This is a genomic window from Streptomyces sp. N35, from assembly GCF_016464295.1.
Lineage (GTDB): Bacteria > Actinomycetota > Actinomycetes > Streptomycetales > Streptomycetaceae > Streptomyces.
Genome location: NZ_JAEIMH010000038.1, coordinates 20,269 through 43,161, shown reverse-complemented (window position 1 = coordinate 43,161; position 22,893 = coordinate 20,269). Strand labels below are relative to the sequence as shown.

Here is a 22,893-nt window from a genome sequence, read left to right as displayed (position 1 = left end):
GGGGCGTACGTGAAGGCGTAAACCCGCAGGCCGGGGGGACTCGGACGGCACCGTTTCCAGGAGGTGCCGTATGTCCACCGGATCCGCCGCCCCCAGCGGCACGGTCACCACGTCCGTGCCCGCCCGACTCGACCGGCTGCCCTGGTCGCGCTGGCATTGGATGGTGGTGATCGGGTTAGGGACGGTCTGGATCCTCGACGGCCTCGAAGTCACCATCGTCGGCAATATCGCGGGCCGCCTCTCGGAGGAGGGCAGTGGTCTGCCGATCTCGTCCGCGCAGGTCACGGGCGTCGCGGCCGCGCTCTATGTGGCGGGAGCGTGCAGCGGAGCGCTCTTCTTCGGGTGGCTGACCGACCGTTTCGGCCGCAAGAAACTCTTCATCATCACGCTCGCCGTCTATCTGGCGGCGACGGCCCTGACCGCGGTCTCCTTCAGCTCCTGGTGGTTCTTCGTCTTCCGCTTCTTCACCGGCTTCGGCATCGGCGGCGAGTACGCGGCGATCAACTCGGCCATCGACGAACTGATCCCGTCCCTCTACCGGGGCCGGGTTGACCTGATCATCAACGGCAGCTTCTGGCTGGGTGCGATCGGCGGTTCGCTGCTTTCGATCGTCGCGCTGGACACCTCGCTCTTCGCCATGGATGTCGGCTGGCGGCTGACCTTCGCGCTCGGTGTGGTCCTGGGCCTGGTGATCCTTCTCGTACGGCGGAATGTGCCCGAATCCCCACGCTGGATGTTCATCCACGGCAGGAGCCAGGAGGCGGAGGATCTCGTCAGCTCGATCGAGGAGCGCGTACGGGCCGAGAAGGGCACCGAACTGCCGCCGCCCGCCTCGGAGATGACCATCCGGCAGCGCAAGTCGACCGGGTTCCTGACCGTGGCGCGCACCGTGTTCACCGCCTATCCGAAGCGCACGGTCCTCGGCCTCTCCCTCTTCATCGGCCAGGCCTTCCTCTACAACGCGATCACCTTCGGCTTCGGTGCGATCCTGACCAAGTTCTTCGACGTGCCCACCGGCAGCACCGGCTACTACTTCGCGGTGATCGCGGCAGGCAACTTCCTGGGCCCGCTGCTGCTCGGCCGGCTCTTCGACACGATCGGCCGCAAGGTCATGATCACGTCGACGTACGTGCTTTCGGGACTGCTGCTGTTCGGCACGGCGTACCTCTTCGGCCAAGGGTCGCTGACCGCGACGTCGTTGACCGCCTGCTGGTCGGTGGTCCTCTTCTTCGCCTCGGCCGGCGCGAGCAGCGCGTATCTCACCGTCTCCGAGATCTTCCCGATGGAGACCCGCGCGATGGCGATCGCCTTCTTCTACGCGGTCGGCACGGCGGCCGGCGGCATCAGCGGCCCGCTCCTGTTCGCCAAGCTCACGGAGTCGGGCGTGGTCGGGGACACGGTGCTCGCGTTCCAGATCGGGGCCGGGCTGATGGTGGCGGCGGGTCTGGTGGCGTCGGTGTTCGCGGTACGCGCCGAACGGCGCTCGCTCGAGGACATCGCGATGCCGCTGTCGGCGGCTACGGAGGTGGGGGCGGGCGCTCGGTGAGGGTGGCTGCCCGGTGGGGGCCACCGGTGGGTGGGGCCACCAGTGGGTGGGGCCACCGGTGGGTGGGGCGTGGGGCCGGGGTGCCTTCGGGCGGTGTGCCTTCAGTGGGCGAGCCGGAGGGCCGTGTGGGCCGCCCATTCCCGCGCACTGCGGCCGTCGGTACCCGTGAGGCGCTGGAGGGTGTCGGCGACGGGCACCGGGCCCTTGGTGTGGCGCTCCCACGTGCTCAGGAGCAGGTCGGCCGGAGCGTACGGGCTGATCGCCGCACGGGCCGCCTCCGGCGCCAACTCCTCGTACCTCAAAGGCCTGTTCAGCGCCTCGCCCAGGAGCCGCGCCTGCTCGCGCAGGCTCAGCCGATGCGGTCCGGTGACGGGGTACACGCGATGGGCGTGCGCGCCGTCATCCGTGAGCGCGGCGATGATGACGGCGGCGAAGTCGGCCGGGTGGACGGGGGTTTCGAGGGCCTCGGCGTACGGTCCGGCGATCACGTCGCCGCGTGACAGCTGGCCCGCCAGGTCGAAGGACCACTCCAGCGAGCCGGACGACTCGACGGCCAGGCGCAGGAACGTGTACGCGACGGTCGAGCCGCGCAACGCCTGCTCGATGCCGTGGTGGAAGGCGGCGACGGGGTCGGGCTGCTCGGCCTCGCCGTCCGCGACGGCGCCGGACGACTGGAAGACGATCCGCCGTACGCCGGCCTCCTCGGCCAGTGCCGCGAAGCCGGCCGCGTCGAAGTCCGGCGAGGCGGCGAGCAGGAACACCGCGTCGACCCCCTCCAGGGCGGCCTTCAGGCTCCCCGCGTCCCCGAGGTCGCCCGGGACGACCTCGGTCTGCGGCGGCAGCCCGGCCCGCTCGGGGTCGCGCGTGAGGGCGCGGACGGCGACACCGGCGGTGGCCAACTGCTCGACCACGGAGCGGCCTACGGGGGCGGTGGCGGCGGTGACGAGGATCATGACTTCTCCCTGGGTGGTGGTAAGCCGTGGGTGATTCCGTACTTCCCAAGGTAGAGAGGCATGCGGACAACTTCTGTCCTCGATTCGAGGTGTCCGATTGCCGTCCCCGGTGTCCGATTGCCATCCCGGTGTCCGATCGTCGCCCCAGGATGTCCGATCGTCGTCCAACCGGCTGCTCTCGTACGGGAGTTCAGTGGCGTCCAGTTCAGGGATGGGGCGTACGGGGAGGGCTGTGTGTTCGTACCGTAGGAACGGTTGCCGGGCGCGACACGCCCGTACTCGGAGGCCATTTGTGGGGCATTTCAGTGCGCCGAGGGAGCACCTTCCCAGAGGCCCTGAACGCATATGTTCCATGCTCATCTCGGCTTTACGGTACGGAAGTTGATGATCCTCGCCGACCAACCTCTTCTGCATCAGAGGGTGTTCTAGCGGACTCAGCGCTCAATACCGGCTCGTAACGCCTACATTCGGTCATAGCGCATGCAGGTACGCGGCTCTGAAGTGGCCGTCACCTTCGCCTTCGCCTTCGCCGTATGCGGGGGCACCCAGTGGATCAACCGGGATCAGCGAGACCTCGCGGGAGCGAGTCCGGGATCCAAGGAGCGGAGCAAGGAGCAGTTCAGGTGATCTGTTACGGACCCACCGTCCTCGACCTCGTGGAAGACCTGGTCGACGCGTACGCCGAGGTCTTCTCGGCCCCGCCGTGGAACGAGAACGAAGAATCGATCCAGCGTTTCCACTACCGCCTGTGCAACGAAGCCGACCGCCCCGGCTTCCGCGCCGTACTCGCCCAGTCCGGCCAGGGCATCGACGGCTTCGCCATCGCCTGGCTCACGCCCGCGGCCCTGCCGGACACCCGCACATACGCCAAGGTCGTCGCCCAACTGGGCCCGGACCGGGTGCGCTCGCTGCTCGTCGGCGCCTTGGAACTGGACGAACTGGCGGTCCGTCAACGCGCCCGCCCGGCGGGCGTGGGCCGCTCGCTCCTGTCGGAGTTCGTCAAGGACGCCCCGTCGGGCCGCGCATGGGTCCCCATGTCCCGCCGCGCCACGTCCGCGGTGGCCAGCTATCGGCGGCTGGGCTGGCACGAGGTGCGCCCACTGCCGGACGCGGACAACGACGTGGTCGTCTTCCTGGCGCCGGGGCATCCGCGGGCGGAGTTGGCGGCTTAGCAGGTGGGGGTCGCGTGACGGAGGGACCAAACGTCCAGTGGGTAGCTGGGAATCGCCCAGTTTCGCCTGGACGAACGGTCCCTCTGTGAGGTCTGTGCCGTCAGGTCAGGCAGGCCCCTCGGGACAGGGCGTCGGTGATGAGGGCCGCGACGATGGCGTCCGCGTCGATGACGTGGGACAGGCCGGGGAAGAAGGCCAGGGCGACGATCAGTCCGCCGGCGAATGTGAGGATGCCTGCTCGTCGGCGGCTCTCGACGGTCTGATCGAAGGTGAGGGTTTACGAACTACGCAGGCAGTCGTAAATGGCCGAAGCGACTGCCGCGCCCAGGGGGATGGGAACCGCGTTTCCGATCTGCTTTGCGATCTCAGTCTTTGATCCGCACCAACGGAACTCTCTAGGGAATCCCTGGATTCGGGCAGCCTCGTAATGGGTGATTGGCCGAGGTTCCGTGGGGTGCAGGTAGCGACCCTTCTCCGGCTTGAAGAATTCGGTGCGGATGGTGACGGATGGCTCGCCCAGGCGCAGTCGGCCCATGACATCGCCTGTGCCGGACTTGTGGTTGTCCCAGCTCTCGGTCGACAGGTATTCGATGGCAGTCTTTACGCCTTCAGGGCTCGGTTCCGTATGGAACGCGAAGGTTCCGTCCTCGCCGACGCTGTACCACTTGCCTTCCAGGTTCTTTCGGTTACCGCCAGGGGGGATGGCGAGATAGCGAGCCACTGAAAGCTGTTTCGGTTGCCGCCCGAAATGGAGATCGCCGGTAGTGAAGATTCCGGGAACGTTCTCGCCGATGTCGTCGATGTGCTTTTCGCCGATCGGGAGTTCTGTCCCCGTGAGGGGGATCTTCGAGGACTCCGCGAAGACCCTGTCCACGGACTCCCAGTAGGCGGAATCAGTACCGATGCCGTCAAGCGTTTGCATAGAAGGCCGCGTGTCGCTCTTCGGTCGGCGCCTTCGCGTGGGCGTCGGGTACGACATGGGCTGACCGTTCTCGGCGTCTCTGCGGACTCCGATGACGATCGTGCGTCGCCGCGCCTGGACCGCGCCATGGTCGGCAGCATTGAGAAGGTAGCGCTTGAACTTCCGCTCTTCCGTGTCGGTAGCGACGTGGCCCGGAGGATCGACCAGCCGGTAGTCGGCCAGCTTGCCGCCCTCGCGGACCTCGCTGAGCAGGTTGCGGAACTCATCCGACTTCAGGAAACGGTCGACGTTCTCGATCACGAAAACCTTGGGGCGAACCTTGGCGACGATCCGGACGTACTCCTCCCACAGGCGGTTACGCTCTGTGCCCTTCTTGTTCCGGTTCAGGGCGGAGAACCCCTGGCACGGAGGGCCACCGACCACTACGTCCGCGTGTAGATCGTCCTCGGTCGGCTCCCACTTCTCGATGTCCCCAAAGTGGACTCGCGCTGCCGGCACGCGTTTGTCGAGCCTTCCCTTGCCGAAGTTGACCGCGTACGTGGCAGCGGCAGCGGCGTTGTGTTCGACTGCCGCAATGCTTCGGAAGACCGGCCCGCCGTCCTCGCCCCCCTCGGGGCGGAACTCGTGAAATCCCTGTGTGAAACCACCGCAGCCCGAGAACAGGTCGAGGACGGTGATCATCTTGAGGTCGTCGGGGTGATCCGCGCGCATGGGGCGATCTTAGCTTCGTAGAGCGGCTGCGATGGCGAGTCCGACAGCAGTGGCAAGAGGCGGAGGCATGGCGTGGCCGATCTGTCGATACCGGGATGTCTTGCCGCCTGTGAAGATCCACTCCTGGGGGATCGACTGAATCAATGCGGCCTGCTCGACGGTGAGTTTGGGCATCTCACCAGGGGCGAAGTCCGGACCTGGCGGCACATCGCCGAGGCTGTTGCCGTTCACACCCAGTGCGGCCCAGGCCTTCTTGCTGCCGGTGGGCCCCAGGTCGGCGCCGCCTCGTCGATCGGAGCCGCCGACGAGTGCGGGCGCTACGCGATCCGCACTTTTGATCCACTCAGTCGCCCCGGACCAGCCGAGTGAGGACATTGAGGCCCCGAGCACCTGGCCCACGGTTGGAGCGGGCCTGCCGGCTGGCTGGGGCCAGGAGAAGTGCGAGAAATTCGGCTCTCGCATGGCCACCAGGAAACTGCTCCTGCGGTTCTGCGGAACGCCGAAGTCGGCGGCGTTCAGGACCTTCCAAGTCGTCCGGTACCCGGCTTCCAAGAGCTGGGTCGTCATCCATTCTCGATCGACCTCGAAAGCTGAGCTCTCGGCCAGGTCCGGGACGTTCTCCAGCAGCACGGCCCTAGGCGTCACCTTGTGTGTGAGCTCGATTGCGGCCCGGAGAACTCTGCGCTCCTCTGTGTCCTCGTCGCGCCCGGCAGTTGCCATGGACTTGACCCGCGGGAGACCGCCGCTCAGGAGATCGACACCGACGATGTCAGGGCGCTCGCTGACCGGGAAATGGGCGAGGTCGATGCAGACGGTGTCCCATTCAGGCCTGTTCTCCGCGATGGTGAAGCAGGCGTCCGCTTTGCTGTCGATGAGTAACACAGGATCGAATCCGGCTCGCTCCAAGCCGAGTGCCTGGGCGCCGCAACCAGCACAGAGTTCGATGGATCGGAATCGGCGAACCTCGACCGGCGCCGACCGGGTGGGTGGTTGCGGCGGGGGGACTGGGTGCTGTGGCGCCGAGAGCGGTGGCGCTTCGACAGCATGGCTCTGCGACGCGTTGCGCCCGGCGGACCATGACGCGGCGCGCTGCGCGGTGACGGACTCCTCAGCTACCGCTCGCAGCTCGTCGTCAAGTGCGTGGTCCTCGATACTGTCGAAGAGCACGAACGGGGCAAGTCGGAGCAACCGCTTGAGGAAGTCGCGGAGTGTCTCGCGCTCGTTCAGACCTTTTAGATCGAGGTCCTTCCACACACGGAGGATCGCTCGAACCATGTGCGGGCTGCCGCCGAGCGCGGCACGACGGGCGTAGATCTGGTCGAAGGCCGCCTCACCGAGAATCTCAAGAGCGCCGTACGGCTCCGGGGCGTCGGAGGCTCGGACCAGCTGTGCGCGCCACCACAGGCGACCGAAGACATGACGCGTGAGGTCGGTGCCGAGGACTCGGTCCCCAGGGGGCTGGGGGTAGCGCCAGAACGCAACATCCGGGAGCACGACGAGAGAGAGGAAGGCCCAGACGTCCCGGGAAGCGGCCTCGGCAGGTACCACTCCCATTTCGGCATGCAGCAGGGCAGCGAGCTGAAGGTCGAAATCGGCGTTGCGCGCGCGGTCCGAATCGTCGGGGAACCCTGCGTGCTTGGCCAGGTCTACGACTCCTTCGCGCAGCTGACGGAGCTGGGCTGTGGAGATTCTGTCGCCGCCGGTGGCCACATACACGGCGGACTCGTGGGCGAAGCGGACTCGACCGGCAAGTTCGGCGATGGGTAGGGGTCGGTATTCCTCGAAGAGCGGCTTTGCCTGTGCGGCGAGCAGGCGAGGGTAGAGAACGCTCATCATGACACCTCAAAGATCTTGACCGCCGCTTGTACGTCCGAGGCGAACAGGGCGGGTGACTGTCGTTGACGCAGTCGGATGTCCGTGACCAATTGTCCTGGGAAGAGTCGGTCGAACAGGCTCAGCAGTGTCGCCCCGAGCGACCCGTCGGGGAAGTCACCGTCCTCGGTGAAATCGTCGTTGGCCAGCGCGTGTTCGATCATGACGCGTGCGGCGTCCGCGTACACCGCGGACAGAATGACCCGGTCGATCGGACGGGGCTTTCCCGCGTTCTCGAACGCGGTTGCAGTGAGCTTGCTTCGCTCGTTGACCAGGAGGAGCAGCGAGCCCATGGTGGCTCCGTCCAGCCCACCGCTGATCTGCAGGTGCCAGGCGGCGTTGTCGGGGAACGACGTCAGGGAGAAATCGATCACCGCCATAGGGAACTGGGGAGCGTCGCCTTGGAGACGCAGCTCCTCCCGGTTGCTCCAAAGGAGCGAGCCTGCGCGGCGAGGCGAGGAAGGGCGTGCGTCTGGGCGCCGTTCGGCCAGGACAAGGGCGGTGTCGAGGGCGAGTAGACCACCGAGGTCCGTGCCCTTCAGGACGATGTCGAACTGAGCGACGATCGTGCCGTTGTCCGTGAGACGTACGTGTTCCGCCGGACCGCTGAGGTTCGAACCTGTGGCTGTCCACACCACGGCGAGGGTGAGCGCCGAATTGGGCGGAAGGCCCGACTGCGCGCGCGCACGGTCGAGATCAACGCTGACGGTCCTGCGTATCCGCAGGTCCATGTGGTAGTCCCAGTCCGGCAACGCCTCCGGCATGGGGATCTCGCCGTCGTCTGTCACCAGCATCCACGGCTCGGCCGAAACGACATCCTCGCTCGGCGCCCGGTACGGCAGAACGCGACGGCTCACGCCTCTGTCACCGCCTCGACCTTGATGCCGATCTCGGTCATGGTGTCGGGGGCTGGACGAACCAGCGCGCGCCACACGGACGTGCCCCCTTCGATGACACAGGCATCGGTAGTCTGCAGTCGACCGTCGGGGCCCTCCCAACCGACAAGGGTGGGGGTGTGCGCTCCGATGGGAGGGTCGGTCTCGCGCCCGCCCGTGCCGGGAAGGGTGACGGCGAGGTCGATGCGGACCCGCTGCGTGCCGTCCACGGGCAGACAGAACTCCTGCACGAGAAGCTCGTCCTCCCCGCGATCGGCATAGTACGGATCACCCACGTACTGCACTCGTGGGCGTCGTCGTTTCGAGCCAGGTGCAAGGTTCTCTGCATCGTATGACTCTCCGTGGTCACCGGAGGCCGGCCCGGTTCGGTCGGGCGATGGTTCCTCCGAGGCGGCGCGGCCCTTTGCCGAACGCCGTGCGTCACCCCTTCGAGTCGAGGTGTGGGCGCCGCCGGCGCTCGGGTCGGAGTAGGCCGTGGCTCCGCCGATGCCCCAGGCTCCGCCCACCAAGCCGGAGAAGAATGAACTGGCCGCTCCCAGTGCGACGTTGCTCGCACCGGACCGGGCGGACCCGCTCAGCGAGAGCAGGTCGTTCAATGCCTCAGTGATGCGCTGGAACGTCGTCCGGACGTAGGTGCTCTGGGGCCTGTCCAAGGACTGCGGGTGCCAGGCGTCGTGGGTGGGCGGCTCGGCCTTCGCATAGACCTCGTCCATGGCCTCGTCGGCACGGAAGACTCCGGCATAGCCCTGGTTCACGCTCGGTGGCTTCGGCCCCGGGTGGTACGTGACGACGAGTTCCGCCGGCCGCATCAGGCACACGTGGTGGACGAGGTCCTCCATGCTGAGCAGACGCGACGCCCGAGTCGGTTCCAATGGCGGCATGATGCGCTTCACCAGCCCGAGGCGCCCGAGATGCTTCTGAGGTCTCTGGCACGCCAAGTCTCTGCCATCCGCCCCCAGCATCGTCTCGTACGCAGTGACGAACATGTCCAACGGGCGGGTCCCCCTGGGGTCGGGCACAGGGCGGTCGTCTCCGTTGCACGTGACGGAGAATTGCATCGCCGGTCCCTTGCCCGCTACGGAGATCATCTTCGGCCAGAGGTGCCACGCCACGGTCTCGGCCAAGTAGTCGGCAGCTGCAGTGGGTTCGAGGTCGTCCAGGTTGGGATCGATGACGATTACGGTCGTCCCGGTCTCTTGGGTTCCGAACCCACGAAGCCCCAGCCGTTTGGCCACCGCATCGGCCGCCGGGCCGACCAGTGGCTCGACGACCTCTCCCGAGGTGTCTCCCCACCAATGGCGGCCCGTGTACCGGCAATCGCCTACTGCCTCGTGAGCGACGTAGCTCTGCCAAAGAGTGCAGCCGATGAGCCGTGTCTCGTAGCCCCCGTCAGGTGTTCGGCATCGGGAATGGACGAGAACGGTCCCGGACTTCGAGAGGAGGTAAAAGATCCCCTTGCCGAAGCCGTAGGTACCGCCGCCCAGGGCCGTTTCTCGTGGTTCGCCTATGTTGCGGATGAACGAGACGAAGTCGCGTTCCGAACCAACGGCTTGATCGGCACGTGTGGGACCGCCGAGTCCTCTGGTCCCGCGGTCGGAAACGGCCAGAACACGGGCAGCACCGAGCCTGAGCGTCTCGCGCAGAGGAAAGTGCTCGTCGTTCCTGGGTGCGCCGTCGAGCAGGAGTTCACGCCACGCGACGGTGTGCGCAGGGCCGACCGTCCAGAGGTCGATGCGATAGTCGACAGGATCGGACGATTCCTTGATGCGGGCGTCCCAGCTGTTCTGGGCGGACTCACGCACCAGCAAGGTGAGCAGATCGAGCTCAGGGCGACCGAGCTGATTGCGGATGCCTTCGGCGGCGCTGGCGCCCTCCGGCGGATACTGCTGGGAAAACCAGCGGGGCTTGGTCACGCCGGCTCCCGGGTCAGTTTCTCGATCATCAGGGAAACCTCTTCGGGCTTCATCGGTGTGGGAATTTCACCGGACAGGTCGATGGTGTACTCAACATCCAGGGCTGAGACGGCCACACCTGCCTCGGCGAGCGCCGCGCCGGTCAAGCCTGGGAAGTCCCTGTCCACTCGATACCACCTCTCCTCGCCGACCGCGAAGCACACGTCCTCGTACAGATCGGCATCGGCAAGTCGGAAGCCGGCCCTCGCGAGCAGTTCGAGCAGAGCGCCCTCGTCATCGCAAAGTCGAAGGGCTTCCTCCACCGAATCCACAAACTTGGAGCCCACGCCGCGTGCAGTGGTGCGGTGCAACCGGAACCACGCCAGGCAAAGGGCTCCACCGCCGGGGGCTTCGAGCTGGTCGAGCCCATGAACCCGTGGCCGTCGGCCTTCGGTGCTGGTGCTCGCCTTAACCTCGACGGCGTTGATCGCAGTCGAGAAGTCGTGGCGGTATCCATCAGGTCCACGCCAGATCCGGTGTGCACTCGGGTCCGTTGCGAGGAGCCGGTTCAGCACCGTCAACTCCCCGAAGAGCCCGGCGAGTTCCTGCGTACCCAGGGGCGGTCCTTGGGTACGGAAGAGGGACCTCCAGCGGTCGAGCACGCGATACAGCGCTTTGACCGGGTTCTCGGGCAGCGTGACGGCCTTCTCCAGCACGTCCACACACAACTCTGTGAACAGGTCCTTGAGATCATCGCGCAGGCAGCCCAGATCCGCGTAGGTCCCGTAAGTTTCCGCGTCTTCCAGAGGGCGTCTCCGCAGTTGCAGTACCGGCCCGTCCAGCCCTGTGCGTACCTTTATGTGCGAGTGGATCGGCACCAAGAGATGCCGGTGGCCGTCGTTGTCGACAGCTACAGCCAAGGGCGCGCCGTCAGTAGGCATGGAGAGTTCCGCGACCCGCAGCCGACGCTCCCCCATAGGCGGTTCGGTCTCGAGGGCGACCCAACGCTGCTCGATCAGACTGCGGAGCTCGTCCTCGTTCATGGGTCCTTACCTTTGACGAGGCCGCGTCGGTCACGAGAGACGACCGTTCCCCGTTAGCTGTTCGTCGAAGCATCCAGACCGAGGAGTGCTGTGTTTACTAGGCACGCCAGGGTCACCCGTCAGGCATGACGAAACACGCCCACGCACGCAATGTCTACACGATGTGGATCGGTGTGTGTCGTGGCATTGGGAATCACGTTCCCAATGCGGCGTCGACCGTGCGGCTTCAGGGAGTCAGCGACTGCCTGAAGCCGCTCTGCGGGCGACTACTGCCGCCTCGATACGGCGGGCCACATCACCGGCCGGCTCATGCTCCCAGAACCGCATCACCAACCAACCTGAGGCAGTCAGGTGATCGGTCGTCTCGCGGTCGCGTGCGATGTTCCGGTCGAGCTTCGCTCGCCACCACTCAGCGTTGGCCCGTGGATGAGTCGCGTGCTCCGGGCATCCGTGCCAGTAGCAGCCGTCGAGAAACACAGCGATCTGCAACTTGCTGAAGCCGATGTCCATGCTCCGCCGAGGCATTCCGGGGACGGGACAGTGGACCCTGTACCGCAGACCGTCTGCGTGCAGCAAGCGGCGCACGAGCAGTTCCGGCTGAGTGTCGCGGGAGGCCTGACGGCTCATGCGCTTGGAGACGGACGGGGACGACGCGGTTGGGTCCACGGCCCCAGACTCTCGCGAACGCCGTCGTGCTCGCCACTCGGGATGGGTGTCCGGCTTTATTGCGACGCTGGTCATACTGCTTCGTTGTCGAACAAGCTGTAGTCCTCCTCCTCGATCTCGATGTCTTCCTCGATGTCCACCTTCGAGAGGTCCGCGGAGATGTAACTCTCCACGGTGCTGTCACGGTTCGACGGTGCCGGAAAAACCAAGCCGACGCCGATCACGTGCTCCTCGGCGCTGAGTGGGGCGCGGAGCTTCTTCGACGGGATGGGTTCGGACATCTTGTCGATCGGATACAGGACGATCAGACCAGTGTCCGGGAGCTGGGCGCGTCGAGCTTCCGTGATCTCCTTCTCGCTCAGCTTCGTAGAGTCGCCGGCGAGGTCGACTGCCGCATCCCTTCGGCTCATCAGTGTCTTGATGTCAGCGAAATCCGGGTCCGGATTCGACAAGGCGAGACGAGCGCGATTGTTCAGCCCAACGGCCACGCCGGGCGCGAAACTGAAGTCGCCAGTCCTTCCTGCGGGGTTGCCCACGATGGCTAGGTTCCAGCGCCCCAGAGAGCCCGCACTTACTACTCGCTCGCGGATGTACTTGCTGATCAACTCGGCGTTGTTCTCCTGGGACTTCGCATGGAACTTGTAGCTGGAAAGAAAATTCAGCACGAAATCGTGGGGTACGTCTCGGAAGACGTAACGTCCCTCCGTGGGGCGCTCCTCCACCCTGTGCGTATTGGCGGCAGCTGCGGCAACCAGGGTGCGTGCTGCTTCTTGGTTCCCCAGCAGCCATCGGGCGTTCGTGTGGAAGTAGCGGGTCTGTACTCGCTTGCCGCCATAAGAGGAGGCGGCGATGACAGCGTCGCGCATCTTGGCTGCTGCTGTCACGCGCAATACCGGGTGTGTGCGCAGGCGAACGGCAAAGCTCAGAGGGGTCTCGTCCTCGGTCATGTAGATGTCGATGTCACGGCGCATCTCGGTCTCCACTGTGGCCAGGTGACGGAACCACTCGGCGAGGTCATCCGTCATCCAGGTCCGTGGCAGGTCGGCGTATCCACTGCGGAACCCGAACCAGCGGCCCATCTGGAGCAGGGTGTCGTACGCAGAGACAGAACGTACGAAATAGCTGACGGACAACCCTTCGAGGGTGAGTCCGCGAGAGAGCGTGTTGCCGCCTACGGCGATGGCGACGACCGGGCCGTTCTCGTAATCGAGGCGGTCCTCACTGCTGGAGTTGTCCATGATGATGCGGCAACTGTCGAGAACCTCGGCCAGCTGAGGAACGAGTTCCTCGAACGGCACCTTCGCCTCTCCGAAGTCCTCTGCCGGCACGCGTTCGGTTTCCTCGTCCCACAGGCTTCGCAGCGCGGCGAGATAGGTGGGGTTCGCCAACGACCCTGCCGCCTGGTTGCGGAGAAATTCCAGAGGCCTCTTGAAGCTGTTGTGGACCGCGGTGTTGACGCTGGTATGGATCAGCATTGTGTTGTGTGCGTTGCCTGTTCGACGCACGCGTCGGGCGGCGGTCACCAGCCAGAAGTACTGCACAGCTCTTCGCAGGGTGTCGGTGATGACAGGCTCAAACCCGTCGACATCGGCCCGGGTCATGGGCCGAACGGCAGGGACATCGGTCTTCGGTACTGAGCGGATCATGTCGTGCCCGTCGTCGACCTGCTCCGGATCCTCGCCGTCGAGTGCATACCGACCGAACAGGACCTCGGTGCCAAAATGCCCCGCGGGCTGAGGCAGGTTGACGATGAAATCCTTGGGGTACAGATCTGCGGCGGCAGGGTCGATCAGTAGGTTGGCGAATGGGGAGGCCGTGTATCCGACGTACGCGGCCTTGGGAAGGTGCCCCATGATTTTCAGGATCAGGGGATTGATCGACTTGGTTGCCACAGTGGCCTGATCGGCCTCGTCGTCGATGATCAGCGCAGGACAGTCCTCGAGGTAGGCCGAGGCCTTCTCCAGCCATCGAGCCAGTTTTCGGAGGACCGTCGCGTTCTTCTTCACCACACACAGCACGTGGGTCTTGTTGCTCTTGCCGAAATACGAGGCAGGATTCTCCTGCGGGGTGAAGTCCTTCTCCGGACCGGTCAGCTGAGACCACAGCGAAGGGTTCGGCTCGACGAGCTGTTGCACAAGGCGTGCCTGGGTCTGTCGACGGAGCCCGTTGTGGACGCCGGCCAGGACGATGAAGAGTTTGTAGCCGCGATCGGCGGCTTTCGCCGTGACGGACGTGAAGTTGGTCGTCTTGCCGGACTGTACGTAGCCGACCACGAGCCCACGTGTGGAGAATGACTTCTCCTTCGGATGATTCAGCAGCGAAACGACGCGAGTCGAGGAGTCGTCGAGGCTGCTGATGGCAGGTTCCTGAGGCCAGCCGTCTTCGCGAAGCCTGTCGACCAAGGCGGGCCAACACTTGTCCTTGGCCTGCGGTCCCGTGTACCAGGTATCGCGGTTTCCTTGAATCACCGCATGAGGTTCCTCGAGCTCCTTGATGCGAATTCTCTGCTGCTCGTGCCGGTCGCGGATCTGCTGTACGACCTCGGGGGCAATGCCGAACTGTTCCAGCCGCTTGACGGACTCGGCCGGAGGAAACGCGTCCAGGAGCGCCCTGAACGTGTCGTACATCGAGTCGAAATCGTCTGCCATGCGAGTCTGCCGTTCCCTGCTCTCGTTCGCGTCATCCGGCCAGTGGCCCGGGACTCGGTTGGTGATGGTTCCGTCGTTACCGCACGACTCCGTGATAGCTGGGTGGCTCCGGCTTCCGATGTCGTGCTTGTCGGGTCAGTTGCTTTGCTGCTGTCTCAAGTGTTGCTCGAACGCGTGCAGGGCCGCAGGTGCGTTGGGCGAGTGGGCGCGACTGCCAGCGGCTTGTCAGGCAGCTGCAGGGGCTGTGGGAGAAGGGGGCGCGTTTTGGATCGCAAACCCCCTGCTGTGCAGATGAGCGACGCACTGACGCGAAAACCGAGATCATCGGCCGGCCCTCGCGCAATCCAGCGCCAGGGCCAGCAGCCCATCAGGAAATCCGGTGAACACCCGTTGCCCGTGCGGAGCGAGGGACAGTACGGGCGAGCGCACTGGAATGACTGCGGCTTCCTGGGCGAGTTCTGGGTCCCAGAGACGCACCGTTCTGTCGTCACCGGTGGACACCAGGACGGTTCGGGCGTCGACTGTGATGCTGCACACGGCGCTCACCCCAGCTGTGTGCCCTTCGAGAGTCGCAACGGCTTCACCAGTGTCAGGCGCCCACAGCCGCACCGTGCGGTCCTCGGCTGCCGTCGCCAGCAATGTACGGCCTTGAACGGAGACAGTGCAGATACTGCGCACCCAGTCCGTATGCCCCTCGAGTTCCCACACAACCGTGGCGCTCTGCGTATCCCACAGAGCCACTGCGTTGTTGTCCCAGGCCGTGGCGAGATATGTGTGCTCGCCCGCTACCACGGAGCACAGATTCAGCACCGCTCGATCACGTAGGGCCGGCAAGACGTGCAGCGTCTCACCGCGATCAGGGGTGAGCAGGCGCACAACCCCGTTGTCATCCGCGGCGGCCAGTAGAGAACTTCCTGCCGACGAAACCTGACACATTGCCCTTACGGACCAGAAATCCATCTCAAGGACATGCACGGCTTCACCGGTGTTGGGGTCCCACAGTCGGACTGTGCGGTCGCTGCCGGCCGAGGCCAGCAGGGTGCGCCCCGCCAAATCGATGGTGCACAGCGCGGTGATTGAACCGACGTGACCTTTGATGGTGAATCGGATTTGTCCGGTGTCAGGGTCCCAGAGGCGCAGGGTGCCGCCATGACCGGCGGTCGCCAGCAGGGCTCCGTTCTCCCCCTCGACCAGGCACAGGGCTTCGACGGCTTCAAGGGGTTCGGCCATCGTCACCGCCCCCTGGGTGCCGGTGTCCCAAAGCCGTACCGTGTTGTCGTTACCGGCTGATGCCAGCAGCGTGTGGCCCTCCGACACCATGAGGCAGATGTCCTGTACGTCGTCCGTGTGTCCCTCCAGCACACGCACGACGACTCCGGTGGTCGCATCGTGCAGGTAAATCAACCGGTCGTTTCCGGCGGACGCAAGCAGGGCGCGTCCGTCCACCTCGACCGGACGCAACGTGCTGATGAGACCGCCTGGGCCGTCGAGACTCCGCACGGTTTCGCCGTCGATCCTCTGCAGAAGGATCGGGCCTTCGATGTGTGCTGATGCCAACACCGTGTGCCCGTCGAGGGCGATCGAGCAGAGCGCCGTGACCCACCCTGCGCTGTCGTTCAGGACCCGCACCACGTTTCCGGTTCCGGGCTCCCAGAGGCGAATGACGCCGTCGTCGCCCGCGCCGGCCAGGAGGGTGCCTTGCTCGGTGGGGATCGGGCAGATGGCCCGGATTGCACCGGCGTGTGCATCGAGGAGGCGTGTTTCCTCACCGGTGTCGGGGTTCCACAGTCGAACGGTGCCGTCGGTGCCGGCCGACGCCATGAGGGTGTGCCCGTCCGAATCGATTACGCACAGGGCAGTGATCCACCCTGTATGTCCCTCGATGGTGAGGCGAGTGTCACCGCTGGCGGTGTTCCAGAGGCGAATGACGCCGTCGTTGCCCGCGCTGGCCAGGAGGGTGCCTTGCTCGGTGGGGATCGGGCAGATGGCCCGGATTGCACCGGCGTGTGCATTGAGGAGGCGTGTTTCCTCACCGGTGTCGGGGTTCCACAGCCGAACGCTGCCGTCGTTGCCCGCGCTGGCCAACACCGTCCGTCCCTCTGTCGGGACGGCACATACAGTGTTGACCCAGTCCGTGTGGCCGTCCAGGACGATGTCGTCGGCGTGGGGCGCTCCAACGGCCCAGATGGCTCGATACGGGGTTGGCACGGGACTGTCGAGGAAGCTGCGTCCCAGGTGTTCACGCGCTTCGGTCACGCTGAACAGTGCGCCTCGGTCCGCCGGTGAGGCATCCAGCGCCTGTGGGGTTGCCCGGAGCAACCTCGCACGGGCACGGGCCGAAGGTGAGGTCGCGTGCTTGACCGCCGGAATAAGGCGACGCAGATCTGCGTGGAGAGGGTATTCCTCGTCCTCGAGCAATTCATCAAGAACTCCGCCGCGAACCGCATGGTGTGGCAACGATCTCAAGAGATATTCAGGGGCGTTCTGCCAGCCCTGTGAACCTAGACTCATGAATGACTTCGCGATGCGGGCCTCGTCTTGGTCGAGAAGTCCCCCCTCCGCCCGGCCCGCCAGAAGTGCTTCGTTCAATGCTTGGTGGAACAGTCGAAAGCAGCCGGTGGCGGCACCAGGATCGCTGGACTCCACCAGAAAGACCGCCGCAGAGGTTCGGGCGAATGCACTCAAGGCCAACAGCTCGGGAGCGGATCCGTACATAGCGACGACTGTCGTACGCCATAGTTCTACGCTGAGCCCGGGGGAATCTGCGTAGGCAAGCGCGCTCAGCAGGTCGAGTGCGGCGATGCCATCCACGCTCGGAAGGTGGGCAAGATAATCGCGCAGTGCTGCCTCGACGGTTGTTGTGAAACGCACTTCCGAGACATCGACCCTCTGCCGATCGTGAAGGCCATGGTTCCGCGCGACCAGGCCGGCAATGAGGAAGTTACCCTGCGCCATCTCGGCAATCCGGTTGGCCACCGGTTCGGCAACAGATGCATCAGCGTACGGGCTGTCCAGTCGCTCATCACCCAGGAGCTGAAGTGCCGCAAGTGTGTAGCGAGTCAGGTCCTGTTGCTCGAAGTAGTCGCGTGTATCGAGGTCGATGATCCTAAGGGCGGCTCCGAATGGAGCGAGAAGGTCGCCGCGGTCATCGGTACGTCGACTCCCGACGACGACACGTACTCCCAGATCGGCGCAGCTCTCCGCTGTCGCGACGGCAATGTGCCGCATGATCATCCGTGCGTCGTCCGGAGTGCGGGCTTCGTCCAGGGCGTCGATGACAATCGAGAACCTGCCGAGTGTGCGACTGCCCAAGGCGTCCCGCAACAGGGTGGGGAGTTCTTCCGCCGTATTCGGACGCGGTGCGCAAGCGGCAGTGGCGATCTCTCGGGCAACTTCCAGTGCTGTCTTGTCGCGAGCGTGCACGGCGCAGGCCACAGCTTCGACGGGCGCACGGAGCGCATCGTCGTGCTCCGGGAGCAAGACAGCGATCTCAGGATCGGCAGTTGTGACGACTCGACCCAGCACCGCCGACTTCCCAACCCCAGGGGAACCTGTGACGAGCAGGACCTGACGCTGATCTCCAACGGAATCGGTGACCCACTCGATAATGGCCCTCAAGGCCGCTGTTCGACCGCAAAAGCGATGACCGCGCTCGGCATCCGATCCGACCCCGCGGGCTCGGGGCCGCCAATGCTTCCCCGACTCCGGATCCTTCGACAGGCACCACCCCCAAGCCGACAGGGCAACATCACCGGCCTTCTTGGCGGACCATTCCGTGAGCAGATTGAGATGCTGTTCCGGTAGGCATGCGGAGAGAGCTCGCATGGTGATGGCGCGCGCGGAGCCGTCCCTCCTTCTGCCCTGCGCCACGAGCCCCACTACAGCCCCGTAGTCCGGTGACCAGAGGCCGCCGCCGCTGAAGCCGGCCTGAACACCGTCACCGCCGGTGTTGTCGAGCCTTACCCAGCCGTAGCCCAGGGATTCTCCGATGAGCCCGCCGGCCGAATCGCCCAGGATCCCGTCGGGAAAGCCGAAAGCCCACCAACGTTTCTTCACCAACTCCCGGGACTCCGGACAGAGCAAGGGGGCGGCGAACTTCGTAGAGACCGGATCGGTCAATACCAGAACCGCGACGTCCATCTGACTCTGATCCTTCGCGGGAGGTGACTCAACCTTCTGCACCTTGATCCGTTGGTGCATCAAGTCATCAGCCTTAGGGAAAGCCACCCACAGTTCAGGACGTGCCTGCTCGCCGGAATACACCACGTGTGCACAGGTCAACACACGATGCGCATCAATGAGGAACCCTGAGCCGAGAGGGCTGGAGTCGTTCCGGCTCAGGTGAATGGCCGCTACCCACGGATCCGACGGCGGGCCCAATCCTTGCTGTGAGACAGCTTCACTCACTGCTGACGTCCTCGTCCTCGCCTCCCGCCGAGTCCGGATCCGGCCGCCAAGTCAACTTCACACCGAAGTTGGCCTCCGTGGCAGCCTTGGCAATGAGCCAGTTCGCCGACCCGTTGACCTTCACGCCGAAGGTCACCTCTACTTCAGCTGGACGGAGGCGCACGAACTGATCCAGTACCGTGCGTGCCGCCTCCACGGCCGGACGGACCGAGTCTTGAACGCGATTCAGGATTGGATCAGTCCCGACAAGCTGCCAATCGTCCGATGGCTCAATTTCGAACTCCACAACCATGTCCGAATCGAGCTTGTAGGACACCACTTGGGATGCCACACGTCCCCCCATCACCACTATCGCGTTCCAAGAAGGTACCTGCATGCCCTGAACCATGACGACCGGTCTGAGCCGCTACCGCGCGAGCGCCGTGAGACCTGGCCCTCCGAAGCGGCGATCCTGACCGTTCACGGCTGGAGCCTTGGAACGGGCGGGCTTCACGTTGGGGGCAGTGGGAGACGATGGTTACTCCACTCCGTGGCACCCCCCATAAGCCGCCCCCGACCCACACCAACACACCCCCCGAGGCGGCCAAGCCACCGCCCGCCCCCGTGCCGCAAGTGTCGTCGCGTACTGCGGGAGTAGGGAAGTGTCCGCCGGGGACGTGCCCTCCGAGGCGGCGAAGGCCTCGTACGAGGGGACTGTGGCCGTGACGATGCCGAGGTTTTCCGTTCCCGATGCTGCGAGCTCTCGGAGTGAGGACTCTATGGTCGACAAGTGGTCCTCGTGGGACGGGTATTCCGAGGTCAGGGTCGGGTACGCGGCCAGGAGTTCTGTGAGTTCCGTTGATGGCCAGTGGAGGACCGCTACCGGGAACGGGCGGGAGAGGGCCGCGCGGAACGTGCCCAGTTCTGCGCGGAGGCGGGCGATTTCCGCGCTCAGTTCCTCCGGGTCCGATGAGCCCAGGGCCCAGGTGCGCTTCGGGTCGTGGAGTTCGTCCAGGGAGATGGGGGACGAGGACGAGTGGGCGTCGTCCGCGAGGACGTCCCAGACGTCGTGGGGGAGGGCGAGCAGGCGGCGGACGCGGTGGCGGCCGAGGAGCAGCGGGCGGCAGTCGTAGGGGATTTCCTCGCCCTGGACGGTCAGGAGCTCGACCCCCTCGGTGAAGACCTCCTGTGCCGAGGTCAGTTCGTCGTGGGATTCCAGGGATTCCGCGGCGATGACCCACGCCTCAGGGGAGCGAGGGGCCGTCGTGCGGAGGCCCTCGATGATGGCCCGGGCCTCCGCCTCGTGGCCGTACTCCCAGAGGTTGGCGGCCTTCAAGGCGCGGACCAGGGACGCATCCTCCAGCTCACCGGCCAGGAGCCGGTCGTAGAGCGTCGTGGCCTGGGGGCGGTCGCCGGCCAGCTCCAAGTGGGCGGCGGCGTGCAGCAGCAGGTGCTCGGCGTCCTCGGGGTACTGCGCCGCGGTGCGCAGCAGACGCTCGGCTTCGGCGGTGTGATCCGTGGAATCGGCAGGCGTGTCGGGGCGCATGAGGTTCACCGTACTGCCCGGGCCGGCCCTTTCGGCAGGACCCATCGGTACGACGTTCGGGCCGTGCCCGCGTCCATGGCCGTGTCGCGGCCCTCGCGCCCGGCGGTCCGGCCGGGCGCCCCAACCTCCGCACCGGCCTGGTCACTTGTCCACTTCCGACCTACCCTGCAGCCCTGCGAGGAGGGGAGGCGCCGTGCGGGTGCGGAGTCGGGAGCGGATTCCGGTGGTCGTGCAGGGCGGCCGCGGGAGCCGGCAGTCCCCTCGGATGCGGCGGCAGACCCCCTGGCTGCGGGGGCTGTGGACCGGCGCCGAGGTCACCGTGACCGTGGGCGTCGTGCTGCTGCTGCTCGTCGTCCACCAGCTGTGGTGGACCAACCGGCAGGCCAGGGAGGGGGCCGAGCGGAAGGTCGAGGCGCTGGAGAGGGAATGGGAGACGGACCAGGCGGCAGCGACGGGTGCCGGCGACGAGGACGAACAGGCCGCGGCGCCCGAGGACCTCGGTGAACTGGCCGAACCTCCGCCCGACGAGGGCAACCACCAGCCCACGACCGAGCGGAAGCCCGCCGCCCCCCGTACCCCCGACTACGAGCAGGCCTACGCCGTGCTCTCCATCCCCAAGCTCGGCGTACGCGTCCCCGTCGCCCAGGGCGTGAGCAAGCAGGGGGTGCTCAACAAGGGATACGTGGGCCACTACCCGGGAAGCGCGCAGCCCGGCGGCGCCGGGAACTTCGCGCTGGCCGGGCACCGCAACACCCATGGCGAACCGTTCCGTTACATCAACCGGCTCGGCAAGGGGGACCGCATCACGGTGGACACCAGGGCCGCGACCTTCACGTACACCGTGGACCGGACCCTGCCGCAGACCAGCGCCCGCGACAGCGGCGTGATCGCGAAGGTGCCGCGCAGCATCGTGAAGCCCTCGTACGGGTACAGCGAGCCCGGGCTCTACATCACGCTGACCACCTGCACCCCGGAGTACACGTCCAAGTACCGGCTCGTGGTGTGGGGCAAGCTCAGCGCCGTCAAACAGCGGTGACGGCGCCGAGCTGCTTCCCCCATCCGAAGGCGGTCAGCTCTTCGGCAGCGCGTGCTGGTAGTGCTTGTCCGTGGTCGAGTCGTATATCTGCCAGCCGGCTGCGTCATAGCCCTTGATGTGCGGGGCCGTCGTCGGCTGCTTCTCGAGGATGCCGGTCGCCGCGTACCAGCCGTGGTCCAGGGACGCTTCGACGGTCTTGCCGCCGTATGTCACCGTCACCCGGTCGACCGAGGCCCTGACCTGGCCGATGGTGCCCCATCGGAAGGGGAGCCGCCAGCCGTCGCTGGTGATGATGGTCTGTTTGTTGAGCTTGTCTCCGTTGAGGTCGGGGTGGACGGCGCCGTACTCCGGGAACCATTCGTCCGCACCGCTGTTGATGCCCGTCGCCTCACCGTTCTCGATGGGGCAGATGACGCGGCCGGACCGGGGCTTCTCGGTCGTCGCGACCACCCAGAAGCCGTCACCGGGCGCATTGTCGTCACCGGTCCTCCGGTGCGCGAGCAGGATCCGGTAGTCCTCGGCCTTGCCCAGGTCATTGGGCAGGCTGCTCAGCTTGTCCATTTCGCGGTTGTGCGCCAGACACTTCTCCAGTCCCTGCGCCGCCTGCTCGAAGGTGATCCCGTCCGTCAACTGGCCGGGGGAGGCCGGCGGCTGCGGGCCCGGGGGAGCCGGGTCCGGTGTCGGCTCCGGCGTGGTGTGCGCGGGCGGGGCATCGACCTTGGTGGGGGAAGGGCCGGTAGCGGCAGGGGAGTTACCGTCCGAGCCGACCGCGTACGCGCCCACGGGCATCGCGATCGCCACCGCCAACGCCGAGGCCGTCACGACGGCACGCAGCCGCCGGCCGTCGCGTCCACGCCGCACGATCGCGTCGAGCGGTGGCTCGTCCGGCCGTACCGCCCGGGCCTGTTCGGTCAGGAGCTCCCGCAGCCGCTCCTCCAGCGGAGTCCCCGGTGCGCCCCCGAATGCATCGCCCTTCGTGAAGTCCTTCACCGGGCCCCTCCCCGAGTCGTCGTCATCCCACCGGCCGTATCCGTCACCGGAGCCGGCCCCTGTCCGTCGTCCACCGAAACCGCCAGCTCCGGACAGGCCCGCAGCTTCGCAAGCCCCTTCGCCGCCTGGCTCTTGACCGTGCCCGGCGAACAGCCGAGCACCTCGGCCACCTCGCTCTCCGAGAGGTCCTCCCAGTACCGCAGCACGACCACCGCCCGTTGCCTGGGCGGTAATTGGGCCAGCGCCCGCAGCAGACTGCCGCGGTCGTCGACCTGTGCCGCGGTGTCATAGGGGCCCGCGACATCCGGCGGTATCGCCGTGAGGTGCTCGCCGACGCGTCGCTTGCGGAACCGGTCGCTGTTGCACGTGACCAGCATCCTGCGGACGTACGCCTCGGGCCGGCTGGTGCGTGACACCTTGCGCCACGAGCGGTACGCCTTGGCCAGTGCCGTCTGCGTCAGATCCTCCGCATGGTGGAGATCGCCCGTCAGCAGATACGCCGTGCGCACCAGCTGCGGCCAGGACGCCCTGACGAACTCCCGGTAGCCGTCCTCTTCATCGGCTCTCATGTCTGCACCCCCTCGACCTCCAGACCACCGTTCCGCCGGATTCGG

16 protein-coding genes are annotated in these 22,893 nt (G+C 66.0%); 3 read left to right on the top strand and 13 right to left on the bottom strand.

Annotated features, from left to right (window positions below; genetic code table 11):
* Positions 1-70 precede the first annotated feature (70 nt).
* On the top strand, positions 71-1,546 hold the full coding sequence (locus JAO81_RS21495) for an MFS transporter (RefSeq protein WP_199549534.1): 1,476 nt from the start codon (positions 71-73) through the stop codon (positions 1,544-1,546).
* Positions 1,547-1,647: 101 nt separating this feature from the next.
* Here the strand turns inward: JAO81_RS21495 and JAO81_RS21490 are convergent, their stop codons facing one another.
* Complete coding sequence (locus JAO81_RS21490; protein ID WP_199549533.1) at positions 1,648-2,499, bottom strand: SDR family oxidoreductase; 852 nt, start codon at positions 2,497-2,499, stop codon at positions 1,648-1,650.
* Between the two features lie 623 nt (positions 2,500-3,122).
* Between JAO81_RS21490 and JAO81_RS21485 the strand changes: the two genes are divergently transcribed.
* Positions 3,123-3,671, top strand: coding sequence for an N-acetyltransferase (locus JAO81_RS21485; RefSeq protein ID WP_199549532.1), 549 nt, complete (start codon positions 3,123-3,125; stop codon positions 3,669-3,671).
* Between the two features lie 277 nt (positions 3,672-3,948).
* Here the strand turns inward: JAO81_RS21485 and JAO81_RS21480 are convergent, their stop codons facing one another.
* The 10 genes from JAO81_RS21480 to JAO81_RS21435 form a co-directional block, all read right to left on the bottom strand.
* Positions 3,949-5,304, bottom strand: coding sequence for a DNA cytosine methyltransferase (locus tag JAO81_RS21480; protein ID WP_199549531.1), 1,356 nt, complete (start codon positions 5,302-5,304; stop codon positions 3,949-3,951).
* A gap of 9 nt (positions 5,305-5,313) precedes the next feature.
* Positions 5,314-7,137, bottom strand: coding sequence for a DUF6339 family protein (locus JAO81_RS43710; protein ID WP_307813538.1), 1,824 nt, complete (start codon positions 7,135-7,137; stop codon positions 5,314-5,316).
* A complete protein-coding gene (locus JAO81_RS21470; protein ID WP_199549530.1) occupies positions 7,137-8,033 on the bottom strand; it encodes a hypothetical protein in 897 nt (298 codons plus the stop codon). Before JAO81_RS21470 ends, JAO81_RS43710 begins: the two co-directional genes overlap by 1 nt.
* The gene (locus JAO81_RS21465; RefSeq protein WP_199549529.1) at positions 8,030-9,985 is read right to left on the bottom strand and encodes a hypothetical protein; all 1,956 of its coding nucleotides are present in this window, start codon (positions 9,983-9,985) and stop codon (positions 8,030-8,032) included. The genes JAO81_RS21470 and JAO81_RS21465 overlap by 4 nt, the downstream gene beginning before the upstream one ends.
* Positions 9,982-11,007, bottom strand: a complete 1,026-nt coding sequence (locus JAO81_RS21460) for a PD-(D/E)XK motif protein (RefSeq protein WP_199549528.1) — start codon at positions 11,005-11,007, stop codon at positions 9,982-9,984. Before JAO81_RS21460 ends, JAO81_RS21465 begins: the two co-directional genes overlap by 4 nt.
* Before the next feature lie 234 nt (positions 11,008-11,241).
* Positions 11,242-11,634, bottom strand: a complete 393-nt coding sequence (locus JAO81_RS21455; protein WP_199549568.1) for a very short patch repair endonuclease — start codon at positions 11,632-11,634, stop codon at positions 11,242-11,244.
* A gap of 110 nt (positions 11,635-11,744) precedes the next feature.
* A complete protein-coding gene (locus JAO81_RS21450) occupies positions 11,745-14,321 on the bottom strand; it encodes a Z1 domain-containing protein (protein WP_199549527.1) in 2,577 nt (858 codons plus the stop codon).
* A 321-nt stretch (positions 14,322-14,642) separates the two neighbouring features.
* Positions 14,643-18,728: a trypsin-like peptidase domain-containing protein gene (locus tag JAO81_RS21445; protein ID WP_199549526.1), complete on the bottom strand. Its 4,086-nt coding sequence runs from the start codon at positions 18,726-18,728 to the stop codon at positions 14,643-14,645.
* The gene (locus tag JAO81_RS21440; RefSeq protein ID WP_307813537.1) at positions 18,721-19,059 is read right to left on the bottom strand and encodes a CU044_2847 family protein; all 339 of its coding nucleotides are present in this window, start codon (positions 19,057-19,059) and stop codon (positions 18,721-18,723) included. Before JAO81_RS21440 ends, JAO81_RS21445 begins: the two co-directional genes overlap by 8 nt.
* Before the next feature lie 186 nt (positions 19,060-19,245).
* A complete protein-coding gene (locus JAO81_RS21435; RefSeq protein ID WP_199549525.1) occupies positions 19,246-20,253 on the bottom strand; it encodes a hypothetical protein in 1,008 nt (335 codons plus the stop codon).
* Positions 20,254-20,518: 265 nt separating this feature from the next.
* Between JAO81_RS21435 and JAO81_RS21430 the strand changes: the two genes are divergently transcribed.
* Positions 20,519-21,289 (top strand): class E sortase, encoded by a 771-nt coding sequence (locus JAO81_RS21430; protein WP_199549566.1) that lies wholly within the window; start codon positions 20,519-20,521, stop codon positions 21,287-21,289.
* Positions 21,290-21,322: 33 nt separating this feature from the next.
* Here the strand turns inward: JAO81_RS21430 and JAO81_RS21425 are convergent, their stop codons facing one another.
* Together JAO81_RS21425 and JAO81_RS21420 are read right to left on the bottom strand one after the other, a co-directional pair.
* Complete coding sequence (locus JAO81_RS21425; RefSeq protein WP_199549524.1) at positions 21,323-22,279, bottom strand: hypothetical protein; 957 nt, start codon at positions 22,277-22,279, stop codon at positions 21,323-21,325.
* Positions 22,276-22,848 (bottom strand): SigE family RNA polymerase sigma factor, encoded by a 573-nt coding sequence (locus JAO81_RS21420; protein WP_199549523.1) that lies wholly within the window; start codon positions 22,846-22,848, stop codon positions 22,276-22,278. The genes JAO81_RS21425 and JAO81_RS21420 overlap by 4 nt, the downstream gene beginning before the upstream one ends.
* Between the last annotated feature and the right edge of the window lie 45 nt (positions 22,849-22,893).

Coding starts and splice junctions, on each gene's coding strand:
- JAO81_RS21460 (WP_199549528.1), bottom strand. CDS start 11,007: ATGAACGAGGACGAGCTCCGCAGTCTGATCGAGCAGCGTTGGGTCGCC.
- JAO81_RS43710 (WP_307813538.1), bottom strand. CDS start 7,137: ATGAGCGTTCTCTACCCTCGCCTGCTCGCCGCACAGGCAAAGCCGCTC.
- JAO81_RS21490 (WP_199549533.1), bottom strand. CDS start 2,499: ATGATCCTCGTCACCGCCGCCACCGCCCCCGTAGGCCGCTCCGTGGTC.
- JAO81_RS21420 (WP_199549523.1), bottom strand. CDS start 22,848: ATGAGAGCCGATGAAGAGGACGGCTACCGGGAGTTCGTCAGGGCGTCC.
- JAO81_RS21435 (WP_199549525.1), bottom strand. CDS start 20,253: ATGCGCCCCGACACGCCTGCCGATTCCACGGATCACACCGCCGAAGCC.
- JAO81_RS21495 (WP_199549534.1), top strand. CDS start 71: ATGTCCACCGGATCCGCCGCCCCCAGCGGCACGGTCACCACGTCCGTG.
- JAO81_RS21480 (WP_199549531.1), bottom strand. CDS start 5,304: ATGCGCGCGGATCACCCCGACGACCTCAAGATGATCACCGTCCTCGAC.
- JAO81_RS21430 (WP_199549566.1), top strand. CDS start 20,519: ATGCGGCGGCAGACCCCCTGGCTGCGGGGGCTGTGGACCGGCGCCGAG.
- JAO81_RS21455 (WP_199549568.1), bottom strand. CDS start 11,634: ATGAGCCGTCAGGCCTCCCGCGACACTCAGCCGGAACTGCTCGTGCGC.
- JAO81_RS21450 (WP_199549527.1), bottom strand. CDS start 14,321: ATGGCAGACGATTTCGACTCGATGTACGACACGTTCAGGGCGCTCCTG.